Annotated in this window: 22 protein-coding genes and 1 pseudogene; 17 read left to right on the top strand and 6 right to left on the bottom strand. The window is 39.5% G+C overall.

From position 1 onward, the window contains the following. Positions 1-11: 11 nt before the first annotated feature. Both ACQ93I_RS13995 and ruvX read right to left on the bottom strand, forming a co-directional pair. Positions 12-370, bottom strand: a pseudogene (locus ACQ93I_RS13995) (four helix bundle protein). A gap of 37 nt (positions 371-407) precedes the next feature. Then, a complete protein-coding gene (gene ruvX / locus ACQ93I_RS13990) occupies positions 408-815 on the bottom strand; it encodes a Holliday junction resolvase RuvX (RefSeq protein WP_431699031.1) in 408 nt (135 codons plus the stop codon). Between the two features lie 220 nt (positions 816-1,035). Between ruvX and ACQ93I_RS13985 the strand changes: the two genes are divergently transcribed. From ACQ93I_RS13985 to ACQ93I_RS13970, 4 genes are all read left to right on the top strand, one after another. Beyond that, entirely contained in the window at positions 1,036-1,851 is an 816-nt protein-coding gene (locus ACQ93I_RS13985; protein ID WP_431699030.1) for a 2,3,4,5-tetrahydropyridine-2,6-dicarboxylate N-succinyltransferase, read from the top strand. Positions 1,852-1,931: 80 nt separating this feature from the next. Next, positions 1,932-2,999, top strand: coding sequence for a glycosyltransferase family 9 protein (locus tag ACQ93I_RS13980; protein WP_431699029.1), 1,068 nt, complete (start codon positions 1,932-1,934; stop codon positions 2,997-2,999). Next, a complete protein-coding gene (locus ACQ93I_RS13975; protein ID WP_431699028.1) occupies positions 2,996-4,060 on the top strand; it encodes a CDP-glycerol glycerophosphotransferase family protein in 1,065 nt (354 codons plus the stop codon). Before ACQ93I_RS13980 ends, ACQ93I_RS13975 begins: the two co-directional genes overlap by 4 nt. A 155-nt stretch (positions 4,061-4,215) precedes the next feature. Then, the gene (locus ACQ93I_RS13970; protein ID WP_431699027.1) at positions 4,216-5,205 is read left to right on the top strand and encodes a Stealth CR1 domain-containing protein; all 990 of its coding nucleotides are present in this window, start codon (positions 4,216-4,218) and stop codon (positions 5,203-5,205) included. 192 nt (positions 5,206-5,397) lie between these two features. Here ACQ93I_RS13970 and ACQ93I_RS13965 read toward each other — a convergent pair whose 3' ends face one another. Further along, positions 5,398-6,156, bottom strand: coding sequence for a lipopolysaccharide kinase InaA family protein (locus tag ACQ93I_RS13965; protein WP_431699026.1), 759 nt, complete (start codon positions 6,154-6,156; stop codon positions 5,398-5,400). Between the two features lie 191 nt (positions 6,157-6,347). On the opposite strand from ACQ93I_RS13965, the gene ACQ93I_RS13960 reads away from it, so the two are divergent. From ACQ93I_RS13960 to ACQ93I_RS13930, 7 genes are all read left to right on the top strand, one after another. Further along, on the top strand, positions 6,348-7,463 hold the full coding sequence (locus tag ACQ93I_RS13960) for a glycosyltransferase family 4 protein (RefSeq protein WP_431699025.1): 1,116 nt from the start codon (positions 6,348-6,350) through the stop codon (positions 7,461-7,463). Further along, complete coding sequence (locus ACQ93I_RS13955) at positions 7,447-8,016, top strand: L-threonylcarbamoyladenylate synthase (protein ID WP_431699024.1); 570 nt, start codon at positions 7,447-7,449, stop codon at positions 8,014-8,016. Before ACQ93I_RS13960 ends, ACQ93I_RS13955 begins: the two co-directional genes overlap by 17 nt. 72 nt (positions 8,017-8,088) lie before the next feature. After that, positions 8,089-8,463: a GxxExxY protein gene (locus ACQ93I_RS13950; RefSeq protein ID WP_431699023.1), complete on the top strand. Its 375-nt coding sequence runs from the start codon at positions 8,089-8,091 to the stop codon at positions 8,461-8,463. A gap of 76 nt (positions 8,464-8,539) precedes the next feature. Then, the gene (locus ACQ93I_RS13945; RefSeq protein ID WP_431699047.1) at positions 8,540-9,964 is read left to right on the top strand and encodes a CCA tRNA nucleotidyltransferase; all 1,425 of its coding nucleotides are present in this window, start codon (positions 8,540-8,542) and stop codon (positions 9,962-9,964) included. 28 nt (positions 9,965-9,992) lie between these two features. After that, a complete protein-coding gene (locus ACQ93I_RS13940; protein WP_431699022.1) occupies positions 9,993-11,006 on the top strand; it encodes a COX15/CtaA family protein in 1,014 nt (337 codons plus the stop codon). Positions 11,007-11,056: 50 nt separating this feature from the next. Beyond that, complete coding sequence (locus ACQ93I_RS13935) at positions 11,057-11,566, top strand: IS1096 element passenger TnpR family protein (RefSeq protein WP_266070294.1); 510 nt, start codon at positions 11,057-11,059, stop codon at positions 11,564-11,566. Positions 11,567-11,623: 57 nt separating this feature from the next. After that, positions 11,624-12,682: a nucleoid-associated protein gene (locus ACQ93I_RS13930; protein WP_431699021.1), complete on the top strand. Its 1,059-nt coding sequence runs from the start codon at positions 11,624-11,626 to the stop codon at positions 12,680-12,682. Between the two features lie 119 nt (positions 12,683-12,801). Here the strand turns inward: ACQ93I_RS13930 and ACQ93I_RS13925 are convergent, their stop codons facing one another. Next, positions 12,802-13,863: a hypothetical protein gene (locus ACQ93I_RS13925; protein ID WP_431699020.1), complete on the bottom strand. Its 1,062-nt coding sequence runs from the start codon at positions 13,861-13,863 to the stop codon at positions 12,802-12,804. Between the two features lie 89 nt (positions 13,864-13,952). On the opposite strand from ACQ93I_RS13925, the gene ACQ93I_RS13920 reads away from it, so the two are divergent. From ACQ93I_RS13920 to ACQ93I_RS13905, 4 genes are all read left to right on the top strand, one after another. After that, on the top strand, positions 13,953-14,855 hold the full coding sequence (locus tag ACQ93I_RS13920) for an ABC transporter ATP-binding protein (RefSeq protein ID WP_431699019.1): 903 nt from the start codon (positions 13,953-13,955) through the stop codon (positions 14,853-14,855). After that, the gene (locus ACQ93I_RS13915) at positions 14,855-15,691 is read left to right on the top strand and encodes an ABC transporter permease (RefSeq protein WP_431699018.1); all 837 of its coding nucleotides are present in this window, start codon (positions 14,855-14,857) and stop codon (positions 15,689-15,691) included. The genes ACQ93I_RS13920 and ACQ93I_RS13915 overlap by 1 nt, the downstream gene beginning before the upstream one ends. 87 nt (positions 15,692-15,778) lie before the next feature. Continuing rightward, positions 15,779-17,782, top strand: coding sequence for an excinuclease ABC subunit UvrB (gene uvrB, locus ACQ93I_RS13910; protein WP_431699017.1), 2,004 nt, complete (start codon positions 15,779-15,781; stop codon positions 17,780-17,782). A 153-nt stretch (positions 17,783-17,935) separates the two neighbouring features. Then, positions 17,936-19,084, top strand: coding sequence for a hypothetical protein (locus tag ACQ93I_RS13905; RefSeq protein ID WP_431699015.1), 1,149 nt, complete (start codon positions 17,936-17,938; stop codon positions 19,082-19,084). 54 nt (positions 19,085-19,138) lie between these two features. Here the strand turns inward: ACQ93I_RS13905 and ACQ93I_RS13900 are convergent, their stop codons facing one another. After that, complete coding sequence (locus tag ACQ93I_RS13900; RefSeq protein ID WP_431699014.1) at positions 19,139-19,585, bottom strand: Hsp20/alpha crystallin family protein; 447 nt, start codon at positions 19,583-19,585, stop codon at positions 19,139-19,141. A 219-nt stretch (positions 19,586-19,804) separates the two neighbouring features. Between ACQ93I_RS13900 and ACQ93I_RS13895 the strand changes: the two genes are divergently transcribed. Together ACQ93I_RS13895 and ACQ93I_RS13890 are read left to right on the top strand one after the other, a co-directional pair. Then, positions 19,805-20,050, top strand: coding sequence for a DUF1456 family protein (locus tag ACQ93I_RS13895; RefSeq protein ID WP_168136812.1), 246 nt, complete (start codon positions 19,805-19,807; stop codon positions 20,048-20,050). A gap of 3 nt (positions 20,051-20,053) precedes the next feature. Further along, positions 20,054-20,743 carry a phosphoadenylyl-sulfate reductase gene (locus tag ACQ93I_RS13890; protein WP_431699013.1) on the top strand — a complete coding sequence of 230 codons (690 nt, stop codon included), beginning with the start codon at positions 20,054-20,056 and terminating at the stop codon, positions 20,741-20,743. Positions 20,744-20,801: 58 nt separating this feature from the next. Here the strand turns inward: ACQ93I_RS13890 and ACQ93I_RS13885 are convergent, their stop codons facing one another. After that, the gene (locus tag ACQ93I_RS13885; RefSeq protein ID WP_431699012.1) at positions 20,802-21,140 is read right to left on the bottom strand and encodes a hypothetical protein; all 339 of its coding nucleotides are present in this window, start codon (positions 21,138-21,140) and stop codon (positions 20,802-20,804) included. Between the last annotated feature and the right edge of the window lie 167 nt (positions 21,141-21,307).

Here is a 21,307-nt window from a genome sequence, read left to right as displayed (position 1 = left end):
TTTTCTGTGCCTCAGGATCTCTCCTGCGACTTAACAGCTGTCTTTCTCGAAGCAAAAAAAATTGCAGTCAATTGCCTTGCCTCCTCTAAAACAGGCTCATATGTTCCTTCCGTTAGAATATTCTCCTCTACGAGAAATTCAATCCAAAAAATACACTCGTCAGCTTCTTCTATTACTATGCTTAATTTAGAAATAAAAGATCGTTTTGTTTTTCCAAATTGGCTGCACGATAATTTGCAGCCACAGAGGTTGATGCTCTTATCAATTGCTTCTGTACATGATCCTGCAGAACTCCTTTAGGAAAAGAAAGAGCCAGTTTAACACATTTATGTGCAAAATTATTAGAACGTTTTCTAAGGTCTCTTTCCATATCAACTCTAAATTAACCCTTATTCCTTACCCCTTAATCATTTATAAAGGTAGCTTTGCAAAATAATTGTCGCACTTATTTCGTCTACAAGGGCTTTGTTTTGCCTTTGCTTCTTTTTAAGTCCGCTGTCAATCATTGACTGAAAAGCCATTTTGGAGGTAAAACGTTCGTCTACTCTTTCGAGCTTCATTTCGGGAAAAATCTCTGTGAACTTCTTCAGGAACTGCTGGATATTGACTTCGCTTTGCGAGGCCGTACTGTCCATTTGTTTTGGTTCACCCAGCAAAACAAGCTCAACATTTTCTTCGGAAAAATATTTTTTCAGAAAAGTTAAAAGTTCAGCTGAGGGAACAGTGGTGAGTCCCGAGGCTATGATCTTTAGCTCATCAGAAACCGCAACTCCCGTGCGTTTAGTACCATAATCAAGTGCGAGTATCCTTCCCATAATTCAGCTGCAAAGATACGTCTTAATTCGAGAACCCAAAAACCAGGCAACACCCTCCCCACAGCTAAAGGCTTCGGCTTATTCAAGTTAAATGTATTACCTTCGCCCCGCTAAAAGAAGGCACAAAAAAACCTTTCAAAAATGGCATTTTTGACAGATATTTCTACCGGAATTTGATTCTGGATTGTGCAAATGATTTAAAACAGGAAAAATACTGAGCATGGAACATTTAAAAGACATCATAGAGAAAGCCTGGGACAACAGGGATCTTCTAAATACATCTGAAACTACCAACGCCATAAGAGAGGTGATTGAACTTTTGGACAGCGGGAAACTACGTGTTGCCGAACCCACAGCCGAAGGATGGCAGGTAAACGAATGGGTGAAGAAAGCTGTAGTGCTATATTTCCCTATTCAGAAGATGGAGACTTTAGAAGCAGGTATTTTTGAATATCACGATAAAATTCCACTTAAAAAAGGATATAAAGAAAAAGGGATACGCGTGGTGCCAAACGCAGTAGCCCGCCATGGAGCATATATTTCCAGCGGAGTGATCATGATGCCAAGCTACGTGAATATTGGAGCCTATGTTGACGAAGGTACTATGGTTGACACCTGGGCTACAGTAGGTAGCTGCGCACAAATTGGCAAAAATGTGCATTTGAGCGGTGGTGTTGGCATTGGAGGTGTTCTTGAACCATTACAGGCCGCACCGGTAATTATAGAAGACAATGCATTTTTGGGTTCCAGAAGTATCGTTGTTGAAGGTGTAAAGGTGGAAAAAGAAGCTGTTTTGGGTGCCAATGTTGTTCTAACCGCCTCTACAAAAATCATTGATGTAACCGGAGACGAGCCGGTAGAGATGAAAGGGATTGTTCCAGCACGTTCTGTGGTAATACCCGGAAGCTACACTAAAAAGTTCCCTGCAGGAGAATACCAGGTGCCATGCGCCTTGATCATTGGGAAAAGAAAAGAGAGCACCAACAAGAAAACTTCTCTTAACGATGCACTAAGGGAACACAATGTGGCTGTATAGCTCGCTTTTTCATTCTGGTGGAAAGAACATATTCGGTCTGTGTAAGTAAAAGAATTCTCTCCTGTGGAGGGATTAGTTAAATGAAGGTATTGATAATACAGCAAAAAATGATTGGGGATGTACTTACATCCTCAATCTTATTTGAAGCCCTTCACAAGAAGTTCCCAAAAGCAGAACTTCATTACCTCATTCAGCCTCATACTTTACCGGTTGTTAAGAACAATCCTTTTATTGACAAATTCATTATTTATAATTCGGGGCTTAATAAGAACCCCTTAAAGTTTCTGCAGTTTGTAAATCGCATCAGGCAAGAAGAATACACCCATGTAATCGATGTATATTCTAAGATAAGTACGGGAATAATTTCCTTATTATCGGGAGCCATCAGCAGGCTAAGTTATCATAAGAAATATACCAGTCCTTTTTACTCCCGAACCTTTCAGAATATAAAAAATCCGTCTACCTGTGCCGGGTTGGCTATAGAAAACAGAATGCAGTTTTTACAGGCGTTTCATACGGATTTTCCTATGCATGCCCCTCCAAAAATATACCTGGAAAAGCTTCAGAAAGAAAAAGCCGCTACTCATCTTGAACAGGGTGGAATTTGTCATAGTAAACCTCTTATTATGTGTGGGATTTTGGGAAGCTCCGGCAACAAGAGCTATCCTCCTGCTTATATGTCCAAACTTCTCGATACCGTGGCAAACCAGGTAAAGGATAGTCAGATTTTATTTAATTATTCTCCATCACAGGAAAAAGAAGCTTTCGCTATTTATAACCTATGCTCTGAAACCACCAGGTCCAGGATTTTTTTCAAGCTTTACGCCAGGGAACTGGCAGATTATATTTCAAATTGTGCCAACTGTGATATTTTCATAGGAAATGAAGGTGGAGCAGCTAATATTGCCAAAGCACTGGCAGTCCCTACTTTTTCTATACATTCCCCTTCTATAAAAAAGAATTACTGGGGAATTTACTGTGATGACAGAGATAAAGTTTCTGTTCATCTGGAAGACTATGAGCCCAATCTTTTTCAGAATAAAAAAGAAAAGGAAATTAGGGCAAAAAACCTGAAATACTATAAAGTGTTTAGACCCGAATTAATACAACCAAAGCTGGAATCCTTTCTTAAAAACCTCGACCTATGAATTATCGCTTCCTAATCTACATTAGCTATTCATACGCATTTCCAATTGGAGAGCCACTGGAGAAAGAAATTTTAGCACGTGGATATGAGGTAAAATGGTTTGCCGACCGGGAAGAGACCCGAGAAAAAATTAGCAGTGAAAAACAAGCACTTAATAACATTAAAGAGGTTATTGATTATCAACCTCACGTGGTTCTAAGTATCACTAATACCATTGCCGATTTTATTCCAGGGCTAAAAGTTCAGGTGTTTCATGGCTTTGAAACCAGCAAAAGAAACTTTAAAAAAGGACATTTTAGGATAAGAGGTTTTTTTGATCTTTACTGTACACATGGTCCCTCAACCACTCAAATATTTTTAGAACTTCAAAAAAAGCATATACACTTCGAGGTACGCGAGACAGGTTGGCCCAAACTGGATCCTCTTTTTCCTGTGCATGATGAACCCAGGGAAAAACCATGTATTCTGGTTGCCTCAACATTTACCGAACGCCTTAGCCTCGCCTATAATGATGATGTGGTCAAAGAAATTAGGCGACTTTCAAAAAGGGGAGAATGGGAGTTTAAGGTAGTACTGCATCCAAAATTGCCTGAAGAAATCGTTAATAAATTTCGGGAAATTCAGAATGAAAATCTCACCTATTATGAAACCACTAACCTAATTCCTCTTTTTAAGGAAGCAGATGTGTTGCTTGCAGATTCTACCTCGGTTATTACAGAGTTCTTACTGCAGGAAAAACCGGTGGTTACCTTTAGAAATTCTAAACCCGGACCACAGCTCATTAATGTTACTGAAGTAAGGGATGTGGAAGTTGCTCTTACCGAAGCTCTCGACCCACAAATACAGCTTCTGGAAAACATCAAGGAATTTAATCAGAGAGTGCATCCATATAAGGATGGAATGTCCAGCAAAAGACTAATTGATGCCTGCCTGGAATTTCTTCACGCAGACAAAACAGAACTTAAGCCGAAGCCCTGGAATCTTGTAAGGAAATTTAAAGAACGAAGAAAACTTAGTTATTTTACACTTAAAACATATCGGAGACCCCCAACCATTAAATAATACCAACTAATTACACTTTTTTTACTATTATTGTGATTTTCATGATTTTAGTATACCTATAACCCTGATCTATAAAGATTATCCATAATTTTGGTATTATTTATTTCTCAAAATTAACTTCCTGAAATAAAAATCTCTGATTAAACTCTTACTGAATGACAAAAGCTGTAGAAAATATTCAAGTTGATGCCGTTATCACCTGGGTGAATGGAAATGATAAAAATTGGCAGGAAAAGATTAATACCTATTCTGAATCTAAAATTAATTTCTCTTCTAAAAACCACCTTAAACGATATAATTCAATTGGAGAAATAGACATTGCAATTAAATCGATAATTAAATTTGCTCCTTTTATTAAGAATATTTTTGTAGTAGCCGATAATCAGTCGCCTGAATCTTTTACATCCCTAAAATCTTTGGCTCGAAAAAAAGGAGTAAACTTAGAACTGGTTGATCATAAAGTTATTTTTAGAGGATTTGAAGAATATTTACCCGTCTTCAATTCGTGCTCTATTGAAACTATGCTATTCAGAATACCTAACTTATCTGAACACTTTATTATTTTAAATGATGACACTTTCATAATGAAAGAAGCATCGCTAGATGATTTTTTTATTGATGGGGAACCCATTATTAGAGGCGAATGGCAACTATTTAATGAAAATAAAACATTAAGAAAATCCTACCGCAAAGTTTTGACTTTTTTAAATATTTCGAAAAAAAAGGATAAAATAAGTTTTAAGAAATTACAACAAAATAGCGCCAAATTGGCACTAATGGAGAAATATGTTAGACGTTTTCACACCCCTGTAAGTGTAAGAAAATCAACTTTAACAAATTTCTTTAAAGAAGACACCTTACTACGAAAGAATATTCAGCACAGATTCAAAAGTCAAGATCAATATCTTATCTCGTCCTTATCTGAGCATTTAGAAATTAAAAATAATACTTACTACTATCAAAAAGATTCACAACTAACATATTTTAGATCATACAAAAATCTATGGTTGACCAAGTTAAAGCTGAAGTGGTATAAAAAAGATCAGAGGAAACTTTTCGTCACCTTCCAAAGTTTGGATATGGCAAACGATAAAATATTAGATTATATACTGAATTGGATAGAAAAACAACTTAGTAAAAACTAAATGTTCCTGTTTTAAGGATGTAAAGCGAAAGCCAAAGAAACCTAAGGCAGCCAGTGTTATTCTTTTTTATATGCCTTTACTTTTAAAGAAGATATTTTTTACAGAATCTCTTTTGCTTAATCCCTTATGTAGAATTGTTAGTTAAATAGAACTTTTTTCTGAAGCATACAAAAGGTTAATACTCCTTTTGATCTATTTAATTCCTACCGACTTCTTTAACTGCTGTTTTAATTTCCTGTTCTTCCCACGGTTCTTAAAGAATGTGTCTACTAAAGACCACATTTTTTCAAAAACTTCGTTTTTCGGCCTATTGATTAATTTAGCATACTCATCCGCCATTACTTCCACCTGTTTTTTGTTTGGAGTAAGACGTTCAAAATTCTTCATTCGCTCATTGAAATTAAGGGATTTAAAATTCATCCTGTTAAGATCAACCAGATAAAATTTATAGTCGTCTTCGTTAATTTGAATAAGCGTATTTCCGGGGGAATGGTCAAGGAATTCTATCCCTTCTTCATGTAATTTAAAGGTGAATCTGGTAAAGGCACGTAAAATTTTTTCATGTCCCTTTTTGTCGAGGTCAATATCCCTAAAGGTTAAATCGTACTCCAGGTGTTCGCTAACATAGTAACTTTTTAAAAAAGAAAAAGAAGTAGTTTCTTCAGCATAAGCCACAGGAGCCGGGGTGTTAATTCCTCTTTTTAAAAGTTCACTGGCATATATAAAAGATCTTTCAGCTTTTGATTTTCTAAAAAACCTGTAAGCAATTTTATTTACAACATTAGGGATCTTAAAAGCTTTAATGTTAAGCTCTTTCTTCTTTATGACTACTGCTTTTAAAATATTTCTTTTTCCCGGACCGATTTTTCGACCTTCCTTTTCAAAATTATTTAAAGCATCAATAATCTCTTTTTTATAAGATGAATATGCTGCACTTACAACTACCTTCATATTTTTTCAACCTTTTTGCAAAGTTAGCTATTTGAGTTTGCATTAACTTTAAACTTCAGAATTTATAAGCTTCATCACCTCCATAGCATCCTTAGAAATACCTGTTTCAAGATTCTTCTCTGCCTGCCTTGAATAGATTTATTATAAATTCGCAATACCAGGCTTTAAAAAGACGAATACAGAAAAAATATATGAATATCCTTCATTTATCGGCAGTAAAAAATTGGGGCGGCGGTGAAAAACATATTGAAAACCTGTGCCTGGAGATGTCTGAACACCATCCGGAAGTATCCAATATTATACTGTGCAGAAAAGGAAGCCTTTTTGAGCGAAGCCTTAAAAATCTAGAATTAAGGCATTATACTGCTCCCGTTTTTACGAGTTTCGACTTCAGGTATGTCAAAAAAATCATTCAGGTCTCAAAAAGGGAAAAAATTGACCTCATCCATATTCACGATCCCAATGCACTATCGCTTGCCGTATTAGCCGATCATTTTTTTGACCTGCCTCCCTTTATTTTCAGTAAAAAGACCAGTTTCCCCATCAGGGCACGCCGCCAAACCCTTTTTAAATACAATTACCCCAAAATTAAACGTATTTTATGTGTTTCAGAAGAAACAAAACGCGTGAGCTTGGAAACTCTGAGTGATCCTGACAGGTTTGAAGTAATTTATCACGGCACAAGCCTGAAAAATAAAGATCAAAAATGCCCTTTTTGGATACGTAGCGAATATAAGCTTCCGGAGCATTCAAAAATTATTGGCAACATTGGGAATCATATTGATGCAAAGAACCTTGAAACTTTTGTTCGCACCGCAGATTTTCTCATAAACAAGAAGAACCTGAAAGATCTCTACTTTTTTCAGATGGGTAACTTCAGCGAGCTAACCCCTGCTCTTAAAGACCTTGTGCAGGAATACAATCTCGAAAATCATCTGTTTTTTTCAGGTTATATTCCGGATGCTTCAGCTTTTATTCCACAGTTTGACATGCTGCTCCACACTTCCAAAAGCGAAGGAATCCCCCAGGTGATCTACGAATCTTTTTATTACAAAGTTCCTGTAGTAAGCACTAATGTAGGCGGAATCCCCGAAGTTATTGAAGATAAAATCAACGGCCTGTTGAGCGATCCTTATGACTTTAAAGGGCTGGGCGAAAACCTGCTGTTTTTACTTGAAAATCCGCAGGTAATCCCGAACTTTGCAAAAATATCCAGGAAGAAACTATTTGAATCCTTTACCAGTCAGATTATGGCCGGGAAGACCCTGGAAGCATATAAAAACGCACTAAATGGGAGATTACACTGAAGAACTTAACAATGCTTTTAACGTCCTTAAAAGAGGCGGAATAATTCTATATCCTACCGATACGGTGTGGGGAATTGGCTGTGACGCCACCAATCCTGAGGCTATAGACAAGATTTTTGCCCTTAAAAGAAGAAGTGAGGAAAAGGCATTGATCTGTTTGGTTTCTGATTTTAAAATGCTCAACCAGTTTATTGAAGAAGTGCCCGAAGTGGCTTACGATATTCTGAAATATGCTGCCAAACCCACCACCATAATTTACGACAAACCTATAAGAGTGGCCGAAAACCTGATAGGAGAAGACAATACGCTGGGTATACGGGTAACCAAAGACAAATTTTGCGAGCAGCTTTTAAGAAAACTGAAGCGCCCCCTGGTATCTACTTCTGCAAACATAAGCGGCCAACCCACTCCAAATTCCTTTAGCGAAATAAGCAAGGAGATCATAGATGGTGTAGACTACGTGGTGAATTTACAGCAGGCTATTAAAACCCCTAAACCTTCGGCTATAATCAAGCTAAGTAATGACGGGAAAGTAAAGGTGATTAGAAAGTAATAAAAACCAAAGGAGCCACGAATACACGAATATTTCCTGGCTCTTACTCAAGTAGTACGAATCTTTAAATTTATGACCGATATTATATACAAACATGAGAGTTACGCCATTGTAGGCGCCCTTTTTGAGGTATATAATAATTTAGGTAGCGGGTTTTCAGAAATAGTATATAAGGATGCGCTGGAATATGAACTTAAAAACAGAAAAATTCCATTCACTCGCGAAAAACAATATTCTGTATCTTATAAAGACATTGTTCTGTCACATAAATTTTATGCTGATTTTGTAATACAGGATAAAATAATTCTGGAAATAAAGGCAGTAGAGGATATCAATGATAAATTTATTTCTCAATGCATAAATTACCTAAAAGTGTCTAATTGCCGATTAGCAATATTGGCTAATTTTCATAAAGATCTGCTGGATCATCGACGAATTGTTTTATAAAGATTATTCGTGAATTCGTGGCAAAAAAAAGTAGCATTTTTAATGAGCCATTTGAGATTCATAGCAGAAAAAAAGAATAAAAAAAGTGAACAACTATAAACAGGCCCTAACCAATAATATTTTCAAAGTAATTTCTCTTGCAGCCACAGAGCTGGAACTCGAAAGTTACGTTATAGGTGGTTTTGTAAGGGATTATATTTTGCAACGTGGCGAGCACAAGGATATTGATATAGTGGCTGTGGGCAGCGGAATTGAACTGGCGCAGAAGGTTTCTGAGCTGCTTCCGCATAAGCCTAAAGTACAAATCTTTAAAAACTACGGAACTGCCATGCTCAGGGCTTATGACATGGAAGTGGAATTTGTTGGTGCCCGCAAGGAAAGTTATTCCGAAGAGAGCAGAAATCCCGACGTTAAAAGCGGAAGCCTTGAAGATGACCAGAACCGCAGGGATTTTACCATCAACGCCCTGGCGCTCAGCCTTAATGAAGATACTTACGGCAATCTACTGGACCCATTTAATGGGCTTCAGGATCTAAGTGCAGGCGTTATTCGCACGCCCTTAGATCCCGATATCACCTATTCTGATGATCCTCTCAGAATGTTAAGGGCAGTGCGTTTTGCTTCTCAATTGCAATTTAGGATTGAAAAGGAATCACTGCAGGCAATTATTCGCAACAGGGGCCGTCTCAAGATTATTTCGAGGGAAAGGATTGTAGATGAACTTCATAAGATCCTGCTTTCCCCGAAACCTTCAGTAGGGTTTGGGCTTCTTCATAAAACCGGGCTATTACGGCTCATTCTTCCGGAACTCACGGCTTTGGAAGGGATTGATGAAATTGAAGGGCAGCGCCACAAAGACAATTTTTGGCACACGCTTGAAGTTGTAGATAATATTTCAGAAAACACAGATGACCTCTGGCTGCGTTGGGCTGCATTACTGCACGATATTGGGAAAGCTCCCACCAAAAAGTTTGATGAAAAGCTGGGCTGGACCTTTCATGGTCATGAATTTGTAGGCTCAAAAATGGTGTTTAAGCTCTTCAAGCGACTGCGAATGCCCCTCAATGAAAAGATGAAGTTTGTACAGAAAATGGTGTACATGAGCTCCCGCCCTATCGTGTTGTCACAAGATGTAACCGACTCGGCTGTACGCCGACTCATCTTTGATGCCGGCGAAGACATAGAAGACCTGATGACCCTGTGCGAGGCCGATATTACCACCAAGAACCCGAGACGTTACAGAAAATACCACAACAACTTTAAGCTTGTAAGGCAAAAAATTAAAGAAGTTGAAGAACGCGACCATGTACGTAACTTCCAGCCGCCGGTTTCGGGAGAAGAGATCATGGATACTTTTAGTTTGAAACCATCCCGCGAGATTGGGATCATCAAAGATGCCATTAAAGAAGCCATTTTAGAAGGGGTGATCCCCAACGATTATGACGCTGCCAAAGCTTATATGCTTCAAAAAGGAAAGGAAATAGGTTTATCTCCAAAATAAGACATGCTTTACCTTCACATTTACCCCCATGAAAGACAATAAAAAAGTAGTTTACTGGCTGTACACCGGCTGTTTCCTGATTTTTATAATGGTAGTGGTTGGTGGAATCACCCGCCTTACCAATTCGGGATTGTCAATATCCGATTATAAACTCATTACCGGGACTATTCCACCTCTTACAGAAGAGCAATGGATAGAGGAATTTGAATTCTACCAACAGTTTCCCGAATACCAGAAGCTGCATTACCACTTCACTCTCGAAGACTTTAAAGGTATTTACTTCTGGGAATGGCTCCACAGGCTTATTGGGCGCTTAATAGGGGTGGTTTTCATTATACCTTTCCTCTATTTTCTTATCACCAAACAGCTTACAAAACCAACTATTTACAAATCTATCGTACTGCTCTTTTTGGGTGGTTTCCAGGGATTTTTAGGCTGGTATATGGTTAAGAGCGGCCTGGTAGATATGCCGGCCGTGAGTCATTACAGGCTTGCTGCCCATTTAACAACGGCATTTCTCACTTTTGCCTACTGCTTTTGGGTGGCTATGGACTTGGTTTATCCTAAGAAAAAAGACATCAATAAAAGCTTCAGAAACCTGGTTTGGGTGGGAATGGTCGTCCTGCTTTTACAGATCATCTGGGGAGCATTTGTAGCCGGACTCGACGCCGGATGGATTCACAATTTCTGGCCTAAAATGACCGGTGGCGAATGGATTCACGAGACCGTTTACATAGAACAAAAGCCGCTGTGGCGTAATTTCATTGAAGGTAAAAGTGGCGTTCAGTTCGTACATCGCTATCTGGCGTACGGCGTGGTAGCCATGATTCTCTTCATTTGGTACAAATCAAGAAATTTACAGCTTACCCTTCCGCAGCAAAAAGGGATCAACTGGCTGGTAGGCCTTGTATTTCTGCAATTCCTGCTGGGTGTACTCACTTTGATATATGCCGTGCCTTTATGGCTGGGTGTAGCACACCAGGTAGGGGCATTTTTCCTGCTCACGGCTATGACTTTTACCCTGCATAGATTTAGTCGCTAGCTGTAATTTGTCATCTAAAAATGTATCTTTGCAATCCAATTTTTTGACTTATGCTGTATAGATTTAGAATTATCCTCGATGCCGAAGAAGACGTATTTCGTGACATAGAAATTATGGCCGACAATACGCTTGAAGATTTACATAATACCATATTACAATCCTTCGGGTTTGATGGCACCGAGATGGCTTCTTTCTACATTAGTGATGATGATTGGAACCAGGGCGAAGAAATTTCACAGTTTGATGTGACCGAAGGTACAGGTTCTGTACGCGTTATGAATGAGACTACCCTTGATGATGTGGTTTCTGAACAACAGACCAAGCTTATTTATGTCTACGATTTTCTTAGCATGTGGACTTTTCTTGTAGAGTTGGCCGAGATCGCAGAACCCGACCCGCAAATGGACTATCCAAACCTGCTTTTTGTTCACGGGCAGCTCCCGGTGAGCGCACCCGAGAAAGATTTCCAGGCCGAAGATGACGACCTTGGCCTCGACTATGATGACGATTTTGACGTAGACGATTACGACGATCTTTCTTTTGACGAAAACTGGAACTAGTCCAAATTTTCCTATTTTTTAGCTTTTATTAATCCGGTAATTTAACCGCACTTCAATATGATCAATTTATATAACGCTCACATTGACTCCCTGTCTATTCATAGGGTTGGCAATAAGAGCAGAAATGAGAACATCTTTCTTTCTGCCCAGCCTTTTCATCTTAATGACGAGATCACCCCGCTCATAAAGGAATATTTTTTAAAGCCTTTTAGAGACAAGGAAGAAAACTATTTCCAGTTCACAAATGAAGTAGATGTAGAGTTCAATCCGTTGTACGACATTGCCTGCAAGGTCTTTGACGCACCTCAAACCATTCATGAGCAGTCAAAAAAGATCACTACCCTGCTCTTTGAACAATCGGCACACCCGCATATTAAAAGTGGGGAGGTCTATGTTGTATTTTTTGACAATATGATGCTTGACAATGAAAAGACTACCGCTATTGGTATTTTTAAGTCTGAATTAAAGCACGATTTCCTGCAGTTCCAGGAAAAGGAAAGCATTCTGGAGATGATCATTCAGCAGGGAATAAACCTAAACAAGCTTGACAAAGGAGCAATTATTTTCAACAAAAATCGCGAGGAAGGTTTCAAGATCCTTTCAGTCGATTCTAATAAGTACGATACTAAATACTGGCTGGAGAATTTCCTCGGAGTTGATGTTTTGGCCGATGAGAATTTCCACACAAAAAAGTACCTGAAGTTCTGCCAGAATTTCGCCAAAGATGTGGTACTTCCTGCGGAAGATAAAAAGGAAGAAGTAATGTTCATGAACCGAAGTGTAGATTACTTCGCCAAGAACGATGAATTTGAAGAGACTGCTTTCCTGAATTCGGTAATAGACAATCCGGCTCTGGTTCCTGAATTTCAGAATTACAAGACCGAAAAAGCTCCAAAATACAAGATTGAAGATCTCACCAGCTTCCCAATCTCTAACACAGCCGTAACAGCTGCGAGAAAATCGATTAAAAATACCATCAATCTAGACACCAATATTCAGATCAAGATGGACTTTATCAACCCCGAATCTGCTGAAAAATTTGTGGAAAAAGGATGGGATGAAGAACGACAAATGTATTATTACCTGGTATATTTTAATAAAGAGAATAAGAGTTAAGTCCGCTTCCCTTCCAGAAACAGGAATCAGAAACCAGGACTAAAAAAAGAGGAGCTTCAAAAATGCCATTTTTGAAGCTCCTCTTTTTTATTATACATTATTCCTTAATCCTTATACCTTTAAACGAGTCTTTTCATATTCACATTCTCATAATTTCTCTTCACAAAGTCAAGGGCAGTTCTTAGTATCTGGCCCATATTACGCGCTCTTTTGAACTTCATGTCATTGGAAAAGTCATAAAGTTCTTTTCGCAGTTGCTTTACATTGGGTTCGTTAGAGATTTGATCGTTGAGAATGCATCGCATTAATTCCTTATAACGCGACTGGGAGTTTATGATCCTTTTTGCTAACAAAGATCTTTCTTCCCTCCTGTATTGTTCTATGGAATTCTCCTGAAGCTTGTCAGCAACCAGCTGTACCATCTTAAAATTCTCTTTAAAGAATTGCGGCCGATACACCTTTAAACTGCCTTCAAAACACTGTTGATCAAAATCTATAGCTCTTATGGTATAATCTACATGATCAAAATCGTGAGTGGGGATGATCACATAGTTATACGATCGCATATCGCCCAGCAGTCTAACAGTACAACGTTCATTGAACTTGACAAACTGCTTGGCTATTTGGGTTTTCGCCCTGTCATCACAGGAAGGCAATTCATCTTCAATAAAAACGTCTCCGGGAATTCCGGCTATGTGCTCTTCAATAAGAGTATCCCGATAGATAAGAAAATTGATCCTGTGCGGTGAAAGTATATGTTCAAACTCCAATCCATAAATACGGGAAGCATCCGCTTTCTTGACATAAAAATAGGTGAAACTGTCATTCAGGATATTCCTGACCTTTATACGGAAGGGTTTTGAATTTCCGAAGGTACAGTAGTCAATCGCATCTACATTAAGGAACTCCAGGGAATCGTCACTTCCATCGGAATGGAGGATGGTGTAAACCTGCTTTAGGCTATTGTCGATATCATCACGTTCATAATCGGGATAGTAGCAACGCACCCAAAAAGTATCTTCATCGTGCTGATCATAGACTACGATAGACCCCGAAAACCTCAGCAGGTCATCATAAAATACCGGAATTTTAGTGTTGCGATTGTACTTTGCGAGATATTTATGGAACCGGTCGCTAACCGGAAAACTTGGTTTCTTTTTTGACATTAATTTTTCCCGCATACTCTGAATTTCCTCAAAAATAAGACTTCTTTTTATTTCGCCGTGTAACAAAACGTTAACTTAGACGTCGAATGTTAAAACGGTTTACTTTGAAGACAATCCTTCGCCTCAATAATCTCACTAAAAAATTTGGTCCCGTTACGGCGGTCAAAGATCTCTCCTTCACCATTGAAAAAGGTAACATATATGGCATTTTAGGGCCCAATGGCAGCGGAAAATCCACCACCCTGGGAATCATTCTGAACGTTGTAAATAAGACGAGCGGAGATTTTCAATGGTTTGATGGTTCACAGAGTACGCACCAGGCATTAAAAAAAGTGGGAGCCATCATTGAACGGCCTAATTTCTATCCTTACATGACCGCTGCACAAAACCTGGAACTGGTGTGCAAGATCAAGAATGTTTCAGCAAAAAATATAGATGAAAAGCTGGAAATGGTGGGCTTGCTGGACAGAAGGAACAGTAAATTCAGGACATTTTCTTTGGGAATGAAACAAAGGCTGGCAATTGCTTCAGCTTTGCTCAACGATCCGGAAATCCTTATTCTTGATGAACCCACAAACGGACTAGATCCGCAGGGGATTCACCAGATAAGGGAGATCATTACCAGGATTGCTGCTACCGGAACAACTATCCTCTTAGCCTCTCACCTGCTGGATGAAGTTGAAAAAGTTTGTACACATGTAGTGATCATTCGAAAAGGTGAAAAACTTTACAGTGGCCCGGTAGACCAGATGAACGCCAGCTTTGGCTTCTTCGAACTCAAGGCAACTAACGAAGAAAAATTACTGGCCCTGCTCAACTCACACCCTGCTTTTGGCAAGGTGGTCCAAAAAGGGGAAATTATAACGGCATTTTTGGAAGAGCCACTGGAAGCCGAAGCTCTTAACTCTTATCTTTTTGAAAACGGCCTAAGCCTCTCTCAGCTCGTAAAACGAAAAGAGAGCTTAGAAGAACAATTCTTATTGTTAACCAACCAAATTTCTGCCTAATGCTACGATTACTCAATATAGAATATCACAAACTTCGTTTTAGTAAATCTTCCAGGGTTCTAATTACAACTTATTTTATACTCATTACTTTTATTGCGCTTATCGCTTCCATAGAATTCAACTTCGGGAATGTGAATTTCAGACTGGCCGATCAGGGGATCTTTAATTTCCCTTACATCTGGCATTTTAACAGCTACATCGCTGCCACTTTAAAGCTGTTCCTGGCGATAGTCATCGTATCTATGATGTCTAATGAATACAGTAACCGCACAATAAAACAGAACCTCATTGATGGTCTCAGCAAGAAAGAATTCGTGCTCTCTAAATTTCTTACTGTAGTTACTTTTGCCTTTTTATCTACCATCTTTCTCTTTGTAGTTTCCCTTATTCTGGGGCTTTCTTTTTCAGATTATACCGAAATTTCCATCATCTTTTCAGACATGGAATACCTGCTGGCCTATTTCATTAAGCTCACAGGATTTTTCGCCTTCTGTATGTTCCTCGGAATTTTGGTGAAAAGATCGGCTTTTGCGCTGGGTTTCCTGTTCATTTGGTGGATCATGGAAAGTATTGTGAGAGGCGTTATGGAGTACAAGATCTTCAGGGATTCTAATATTGCTGAAAACATTGCGCAGTTCTTTCCGTTAGAATCTATGGCTTTGTTGGTAAGAGAACCTTTCTCAAGGCTCAACGCAGTACAATCGGCAGCCACACAACTGGGTTCAGAGATCACTAAAGACTATTCCATCCACTGGTACCAGCTTCTTATCGTGGTGTTGTGGATCGTAATTTTCGTTTACCTGTCTTATTTACTTCTGAAGAAGAGGGATCTTTAATTAACCTGATTTTAAACTTTTTAGGAACCGGCAATATTTGTTGGTAGCTCCAAAATTGGCTATTTTTGCAGGTCAGCAAAAAAGTCTATGAAATTCAAAGTAAAGTCCGATTTTAAACCTACAGGCGATCAGCCGCAGGCTATAAAGCAGCTGGTAGGCGGTATTAATAATAAAGAAAGGTACCAAACCCTGTTGGGGGTAACAGGATCTGGAAAAACTTTTACGGTCGCTAATGTGATCGAAGAAGTGCAAAAACCCACTTTGGTTCTTGCCCATAATAAGACGCTTGCAGCCCAGCTCTATTCTGAATTTAAGCAATTTTTCCCCGAAAATGCGGTGGAATATTTTGTGAGTTACTACGATTATTACCAGCCTGAAGCTTTTATTCCTTCATCGGGTACTTACATAGAAAAAGATCTTTCTATTAACGAAGAGATTGAAAAATTGCGGCTCAGCACCACTTCTTCCCTCCTCTCCGGAAGAAGAGACGTGATTGTTGTGGCTTCAGTTTCCTGTCTCTACGGAATCGGGAATCCGGTGGAATTCAAAAAGAACGTGGTTTCCATAGAAAGAGACATGGTAATCTCACGAACAAAGCTGCTGCACAAGTTGGTACAAAGTTTATATTCAAGGACTGAAGCAGAGTTCACCCACGGAAATTTCCGCATTAAAGGCGACACCGTAGATATCTTTCCGAGCTATGCTGATAATGCTTTCAGAATTCACTTTTTTGGAGATGAGATTGAAGAAATAGAAGCTTTTGATCCCGCTACCAACGACGTGATCGAAAAGTACGACCGACTCAATATTTATCCGGCAAACATGTTTGTTACCTCCCCTGATGTTTTACAGGGCGCTATAAAAGATATACAGGATGACCTGGTAAAGCAGGTTGGTTATTTCCAGGAGATTGGAAAGCATCTCGAAGCAAAGAGGCTGGATGAACGCACCAATTTTGATCTTGAAATGATCAGGGAACTCGGGTATTGCTCGGGTATTGAGAATTATTCCCGATATCTTGACGGAAGACCTCCGGGTACACGACCTTTCTGCCTGCTGGATTATTTTCCCGATGATTACCTTATGGTAGTTGATGAGAGCCACGTGACCATTCCGCAGGTTCATGCCATGTATGGCGGTGACCGCTCCAGAAAAGAGACGCTTGTAGATTACGGCTTCAGGCTTCCGGCAGCTATGGATAACCGCCCCTTGAAGTTTGAGGAATTTGAAGTACTTCAAAATCAGGTGATCTACGTAAGTGCTACCCCGGCCGATTATGAGCTTCAGAAGACAGAGGGAATGTATATTGAGCAGGTGATTAGGCCCACCGGCTTACTGGATCCCATCATAGAAGTCCGCCCAAGTCTTAACCAGATAGATGATCTTATTGAAGAAATGCAGCTAAGGATTGACAAGGACCAACGGATTCTTGTTACTACCCTTACCAAGCGTATGGCCGAAGAACTGACCAAATATTTAACCAGGATTGATATCCGTTGTCGATACATTCATAGCGATGTTGACACTTTAGAGCGGGTAGAAATTATGCAGGACCTCAGAAAAGGCATTTTTGACGTACTCGTGGGAGTGAACCTGCTACGGGAAGGCCTTGATCTTCCTGAAGTTTCTCTGGTGGCAATTCTCGATGCTGATAAGGAAGGATTTTTACGAAGCAACAGGTCGCTTACCCAAACCATTGGTCGTGCCGCACGCCACCTGGAAGGAAAAGCCATCATGTATGCCGACAAGATTACGGACAGTATGCAAAAAACTATTGACCAGACGGAATACAGGCGCGAAAAGCAACTTCAGTACAACGAAAAGAACAACATTACCCCAACCGCCTTAAAGAAGTCGTTTGAAAATATGCTGGTGGGCAAAAAACCTGAACCTTATGTATATGAAGTCGCTCCAGATCTAAAAGCTGCCGAAGCAGAAACAGAATACTTCAGCAAACCTCAATTAGAAAAGCGCATCAGGGAAAAAAGAAAGGCTATGGAAGCTGCAGCCAAAGAACTGGACTTTATGACCGCTGCAAAACTTAGGGATGAAATAAAAATGCTTCAGGAGAAAGTCAAAGAGGCTTCTTAGATGTTAAAATTTATATATAATCCTGCTGTTCAATGAGATAAATAAGTATATTGACTCTCATTAGTGCCTCCCCAATAAAAAGATCAACTTGTGCACAAGCTTCTGATAACGGGGATTTTCCTGATGCTGTTTTACTCAAAAACATATGCTCAGGTGGGAATCAATACTTATGATCCAAAAGCTCAACTGGATATCCACACCGAAAATCCTAATTCTCCTGAACCCACCGACGGTATTCTCATCCCGCGGATCAACAATTTTCCAAATACTAATCCCACAGCGGAACAACAGGGAATGCTGGTTTTTCTTACCTCTCAAAAAGGGCAATTTTTACCGGGATTTTACTGGTGGGATTCGGTTACCGGCAACTGGCAGGGCGTGGGTGGCAAGGCTACTTCCGACTTTTATAAAACAGGAACCACCTCCCCCTCAACCAGCCCCGATGATGCTGTATTTAGAAAAGGAAATGTAAGTATAGGCGGCTCTTCCCAAAATGTGAAACTAAAAGTAATGATAGATAATCAGGAAGATCATAATATTCGCACTCCGTTGGAAGTAGAAAATGCCAGCTCAACCACAAAGAACGTCACGTATGGCCTTTTAAGTAGTAACAACACAGCAACCGCCGATAAAAAGTACGGCATAAAAAGCTCGGTTAGTGCTGCAGGCATTGGTATTCACTACGGAATCTTCAATGAAGTAAATCAAAATACAAACGAAGAGATCTACGGGATCTACAATGATGTAGGAAAGACCTTTGGCTCCACCAAAAACCATTACGGGATCTACAATGAAATTGGCACCGAACAGGGCAACGGCTTTGTCTATGGCATTTACAGTACAGCCCTGGGTAACGATCCAAAAAAGGTATTTGCAGGATACTTTGCAGGAAGGGTGGGCATAGGAACTACCGGAAATGATTACATCCTGCCCGATACGCGCGGGGCAGTAGACCAGGTACTTATGACAGACGCCAACGGACTGGTAACATGGAAATATGCTAACTCTGGAACTTATTCTTCTACCGCTTCGGGCACCGGAGCTTTCCTAATCCCTCCGGAAGCCTATTCTTTGCGCATCAACAATCAGGTGAGCAGCATTGTCATTCCCGATGCAGCTACCAATAAAGGTCGTCTTATCTACCTGCTCAACTGGCCGGGGAATACTATTAAAACCCTCGAATTTATTGGCAGTAACGATCTTTTTGACATTACTACAAACACCACAGTTAACTCGATTGCTCCGGGACAGAAATACCTCATTCAAAGCGCCGGGAACCGATGGATTTTGCTGGACAAATAAAAAAGCGCCCTAAAAGATGCTTTTTTAATAGTTCATTAAATCTGACTTAGATAATTAACCAATCTCAATCACGCGTTTTGCCTGTACCTTTGCATCTTCACGTTTAGGAAGGTTGATCATCAAGACCCCTTCTTTGTACTCGGCGGAAATCTTGTCGGCTTGTACGCTATCTGGAAGACTAAAAGCCCTTTTGAAGCTGGTATAGCTAAACTCGCGGCGGGTAAACCTACCACCATTGTCTTTTTTCTCTTCCTCTTTCTTTTCTTCCGCAGAAATTGTGAGTACGCCGTTGTCCAGTTCAAGATTAAAATCCTTTTTGGTCATACCTGGCGCTGCAAGCTCGAGAGTAAAAGCATCATCATTTTCAGAAATATTCACAGCGGGAACGCTGGTACCAATACGGTTCATTCCTGAATTTCCATTGTCCATCCAGTCGGTTTTGAACATATCATCAAAAATAGATGGAAGCCAGTTGTCGGTGTTTCTTTTAATAAGGTTCATAACATTAATATTTTGAGATTAAACTTCTTTTGATTTTCATTCGGTGTAAGGCAAATTAAATACCAACTGGCTATTCAAGACTTTATGGCATAATTCTACCGAAATATGCTGACAAAATGACATTTTAGGATCCTCTGGTGTTTATTTATATTATAGTTATACCTCTCAAACTTCATTTTTAAATTCAGGTTACGTACTTTTACGGCTCAAAATTCACCTATGCCTTTATCGAATAATGATATCTTCAAAAAGCTGCGAGTTGCTTTAAAACTAAGGGATGAAGATATTGTTCACATTTGCTCCCTTGTTGATTTCAAGGTCACAAAAAGTGAAATTGGTGCGATCTTTAGAAGTGAAGACCACCCAAAATACATGGAATGTGGAGACCAGTTTCTTCGGAATTTTTTAAACGGACTGGTAATCTACAAACGCGGACCCATGCCTAAAAAAGAAGACAAAAAATAGCCGATGGAAATTGTTGCAGAAAAAAGAGCTGTTACGGCTGCCGAAGTTGACAGACTGAATCTTAAATACCGAAAGCTCGACCTTCACGAAAGGATCGAAGAACTATACAACGATTTTAATCTTGCCGAAGTTATGCTTACCAGCTCTTTTGCTGCTACTTCGGCTTTCCTTTTAAAATTATTTTCAGACGTTAACCGCGACCAGCTGGTATATTTTATTGATACTGGATACCACTTCGGGGAAACCCTGGAATACAGGCAAAAACTTACTGATCTCTACGGACTCAAGGTAAAATCTGTAAGCGCCCTAAAAGAAGAACACGAGTTTACACAAAAAGATAAGACCTGGGAAAAAGATCCCGATTTTTGTTGCCATATCAACAAGGTAAAACCCCTTGATCTGGTTAAGGCAAAATATACCGTTTGGGTAAGCGGACTCATGGAATGGCAGAGCGAACATCGTGCTAGCCTCAATATCTTCGAGAACCGCGGAGACATCCTAAAGTTTTATCCGCTGCTAGACGTTACTAAAGAGGAGCGGGATGAATTCATTAAAAAACACCAGTTACCTTTTCACCCACTGGTAAAGAAAGGATATCATTCTATTGGATGTTCCCATTGTACTTCGCCGGGAGTTGAAAGATCGGGCCGCTGGAACAACAATCCAAAAACAGAATGTGGTTTACACCTTTAAATAAAAACCCGGAGTGATTCTTCCGGGTTTTTTACTTTTAAAGCTAATGGGTCCTGACTTAACTCATGCGCTTCACTACAGTAAGTTCATAAATTTTGCCTTTTACCCAGGCTTCTACAGGCAATTGCTCATTAGACAATTGCTTTTGAATGTAAGAATTCACCTCCTCATTGGAAGAAGAAACCTGCAAACTCTGGATTTTCTGATCTTCAGAAACAGAAAAGAAAATTGTGATTTCAAGTGCCTCACATTGATTGGCTAATTCCAGGTTCTCAAGCATTCTTTCAACTTCAACAGAGACAGAATCGGGATTTGCGAGATTCCTGATTTCCTTTGCTGAAACAGATGAGGAAAGAATTATTACACACATTACCAGCAACAGTTTTAAATTTTTCATGATGTTCGTTTTTTAGATTAATTGATGCGATTTGATGATTGATGATTTACTATAAAGACTTTTAAAAATACTGATTGTTACACGGTTACATATTTTTAACAAAAGTTTCACACATTTTGATGTAAGGTTTTTGATTCCTAAAACAGCTTTCTGGTTGTTATCATTAA

It is taken from the genome of Salinimicrobium sp. WS361, from assembly GCF_050750585.1.
GTDB lineage: Bacteria > Bacteroidota > Bacteroidia > Flavobacteriales > Flavobacteriaceae > Salinimicrobium.
Note: the sequence above shows the minus strand (reverse complement) of the source record. Positions and strands in the feature narration are given on the sequence as shown.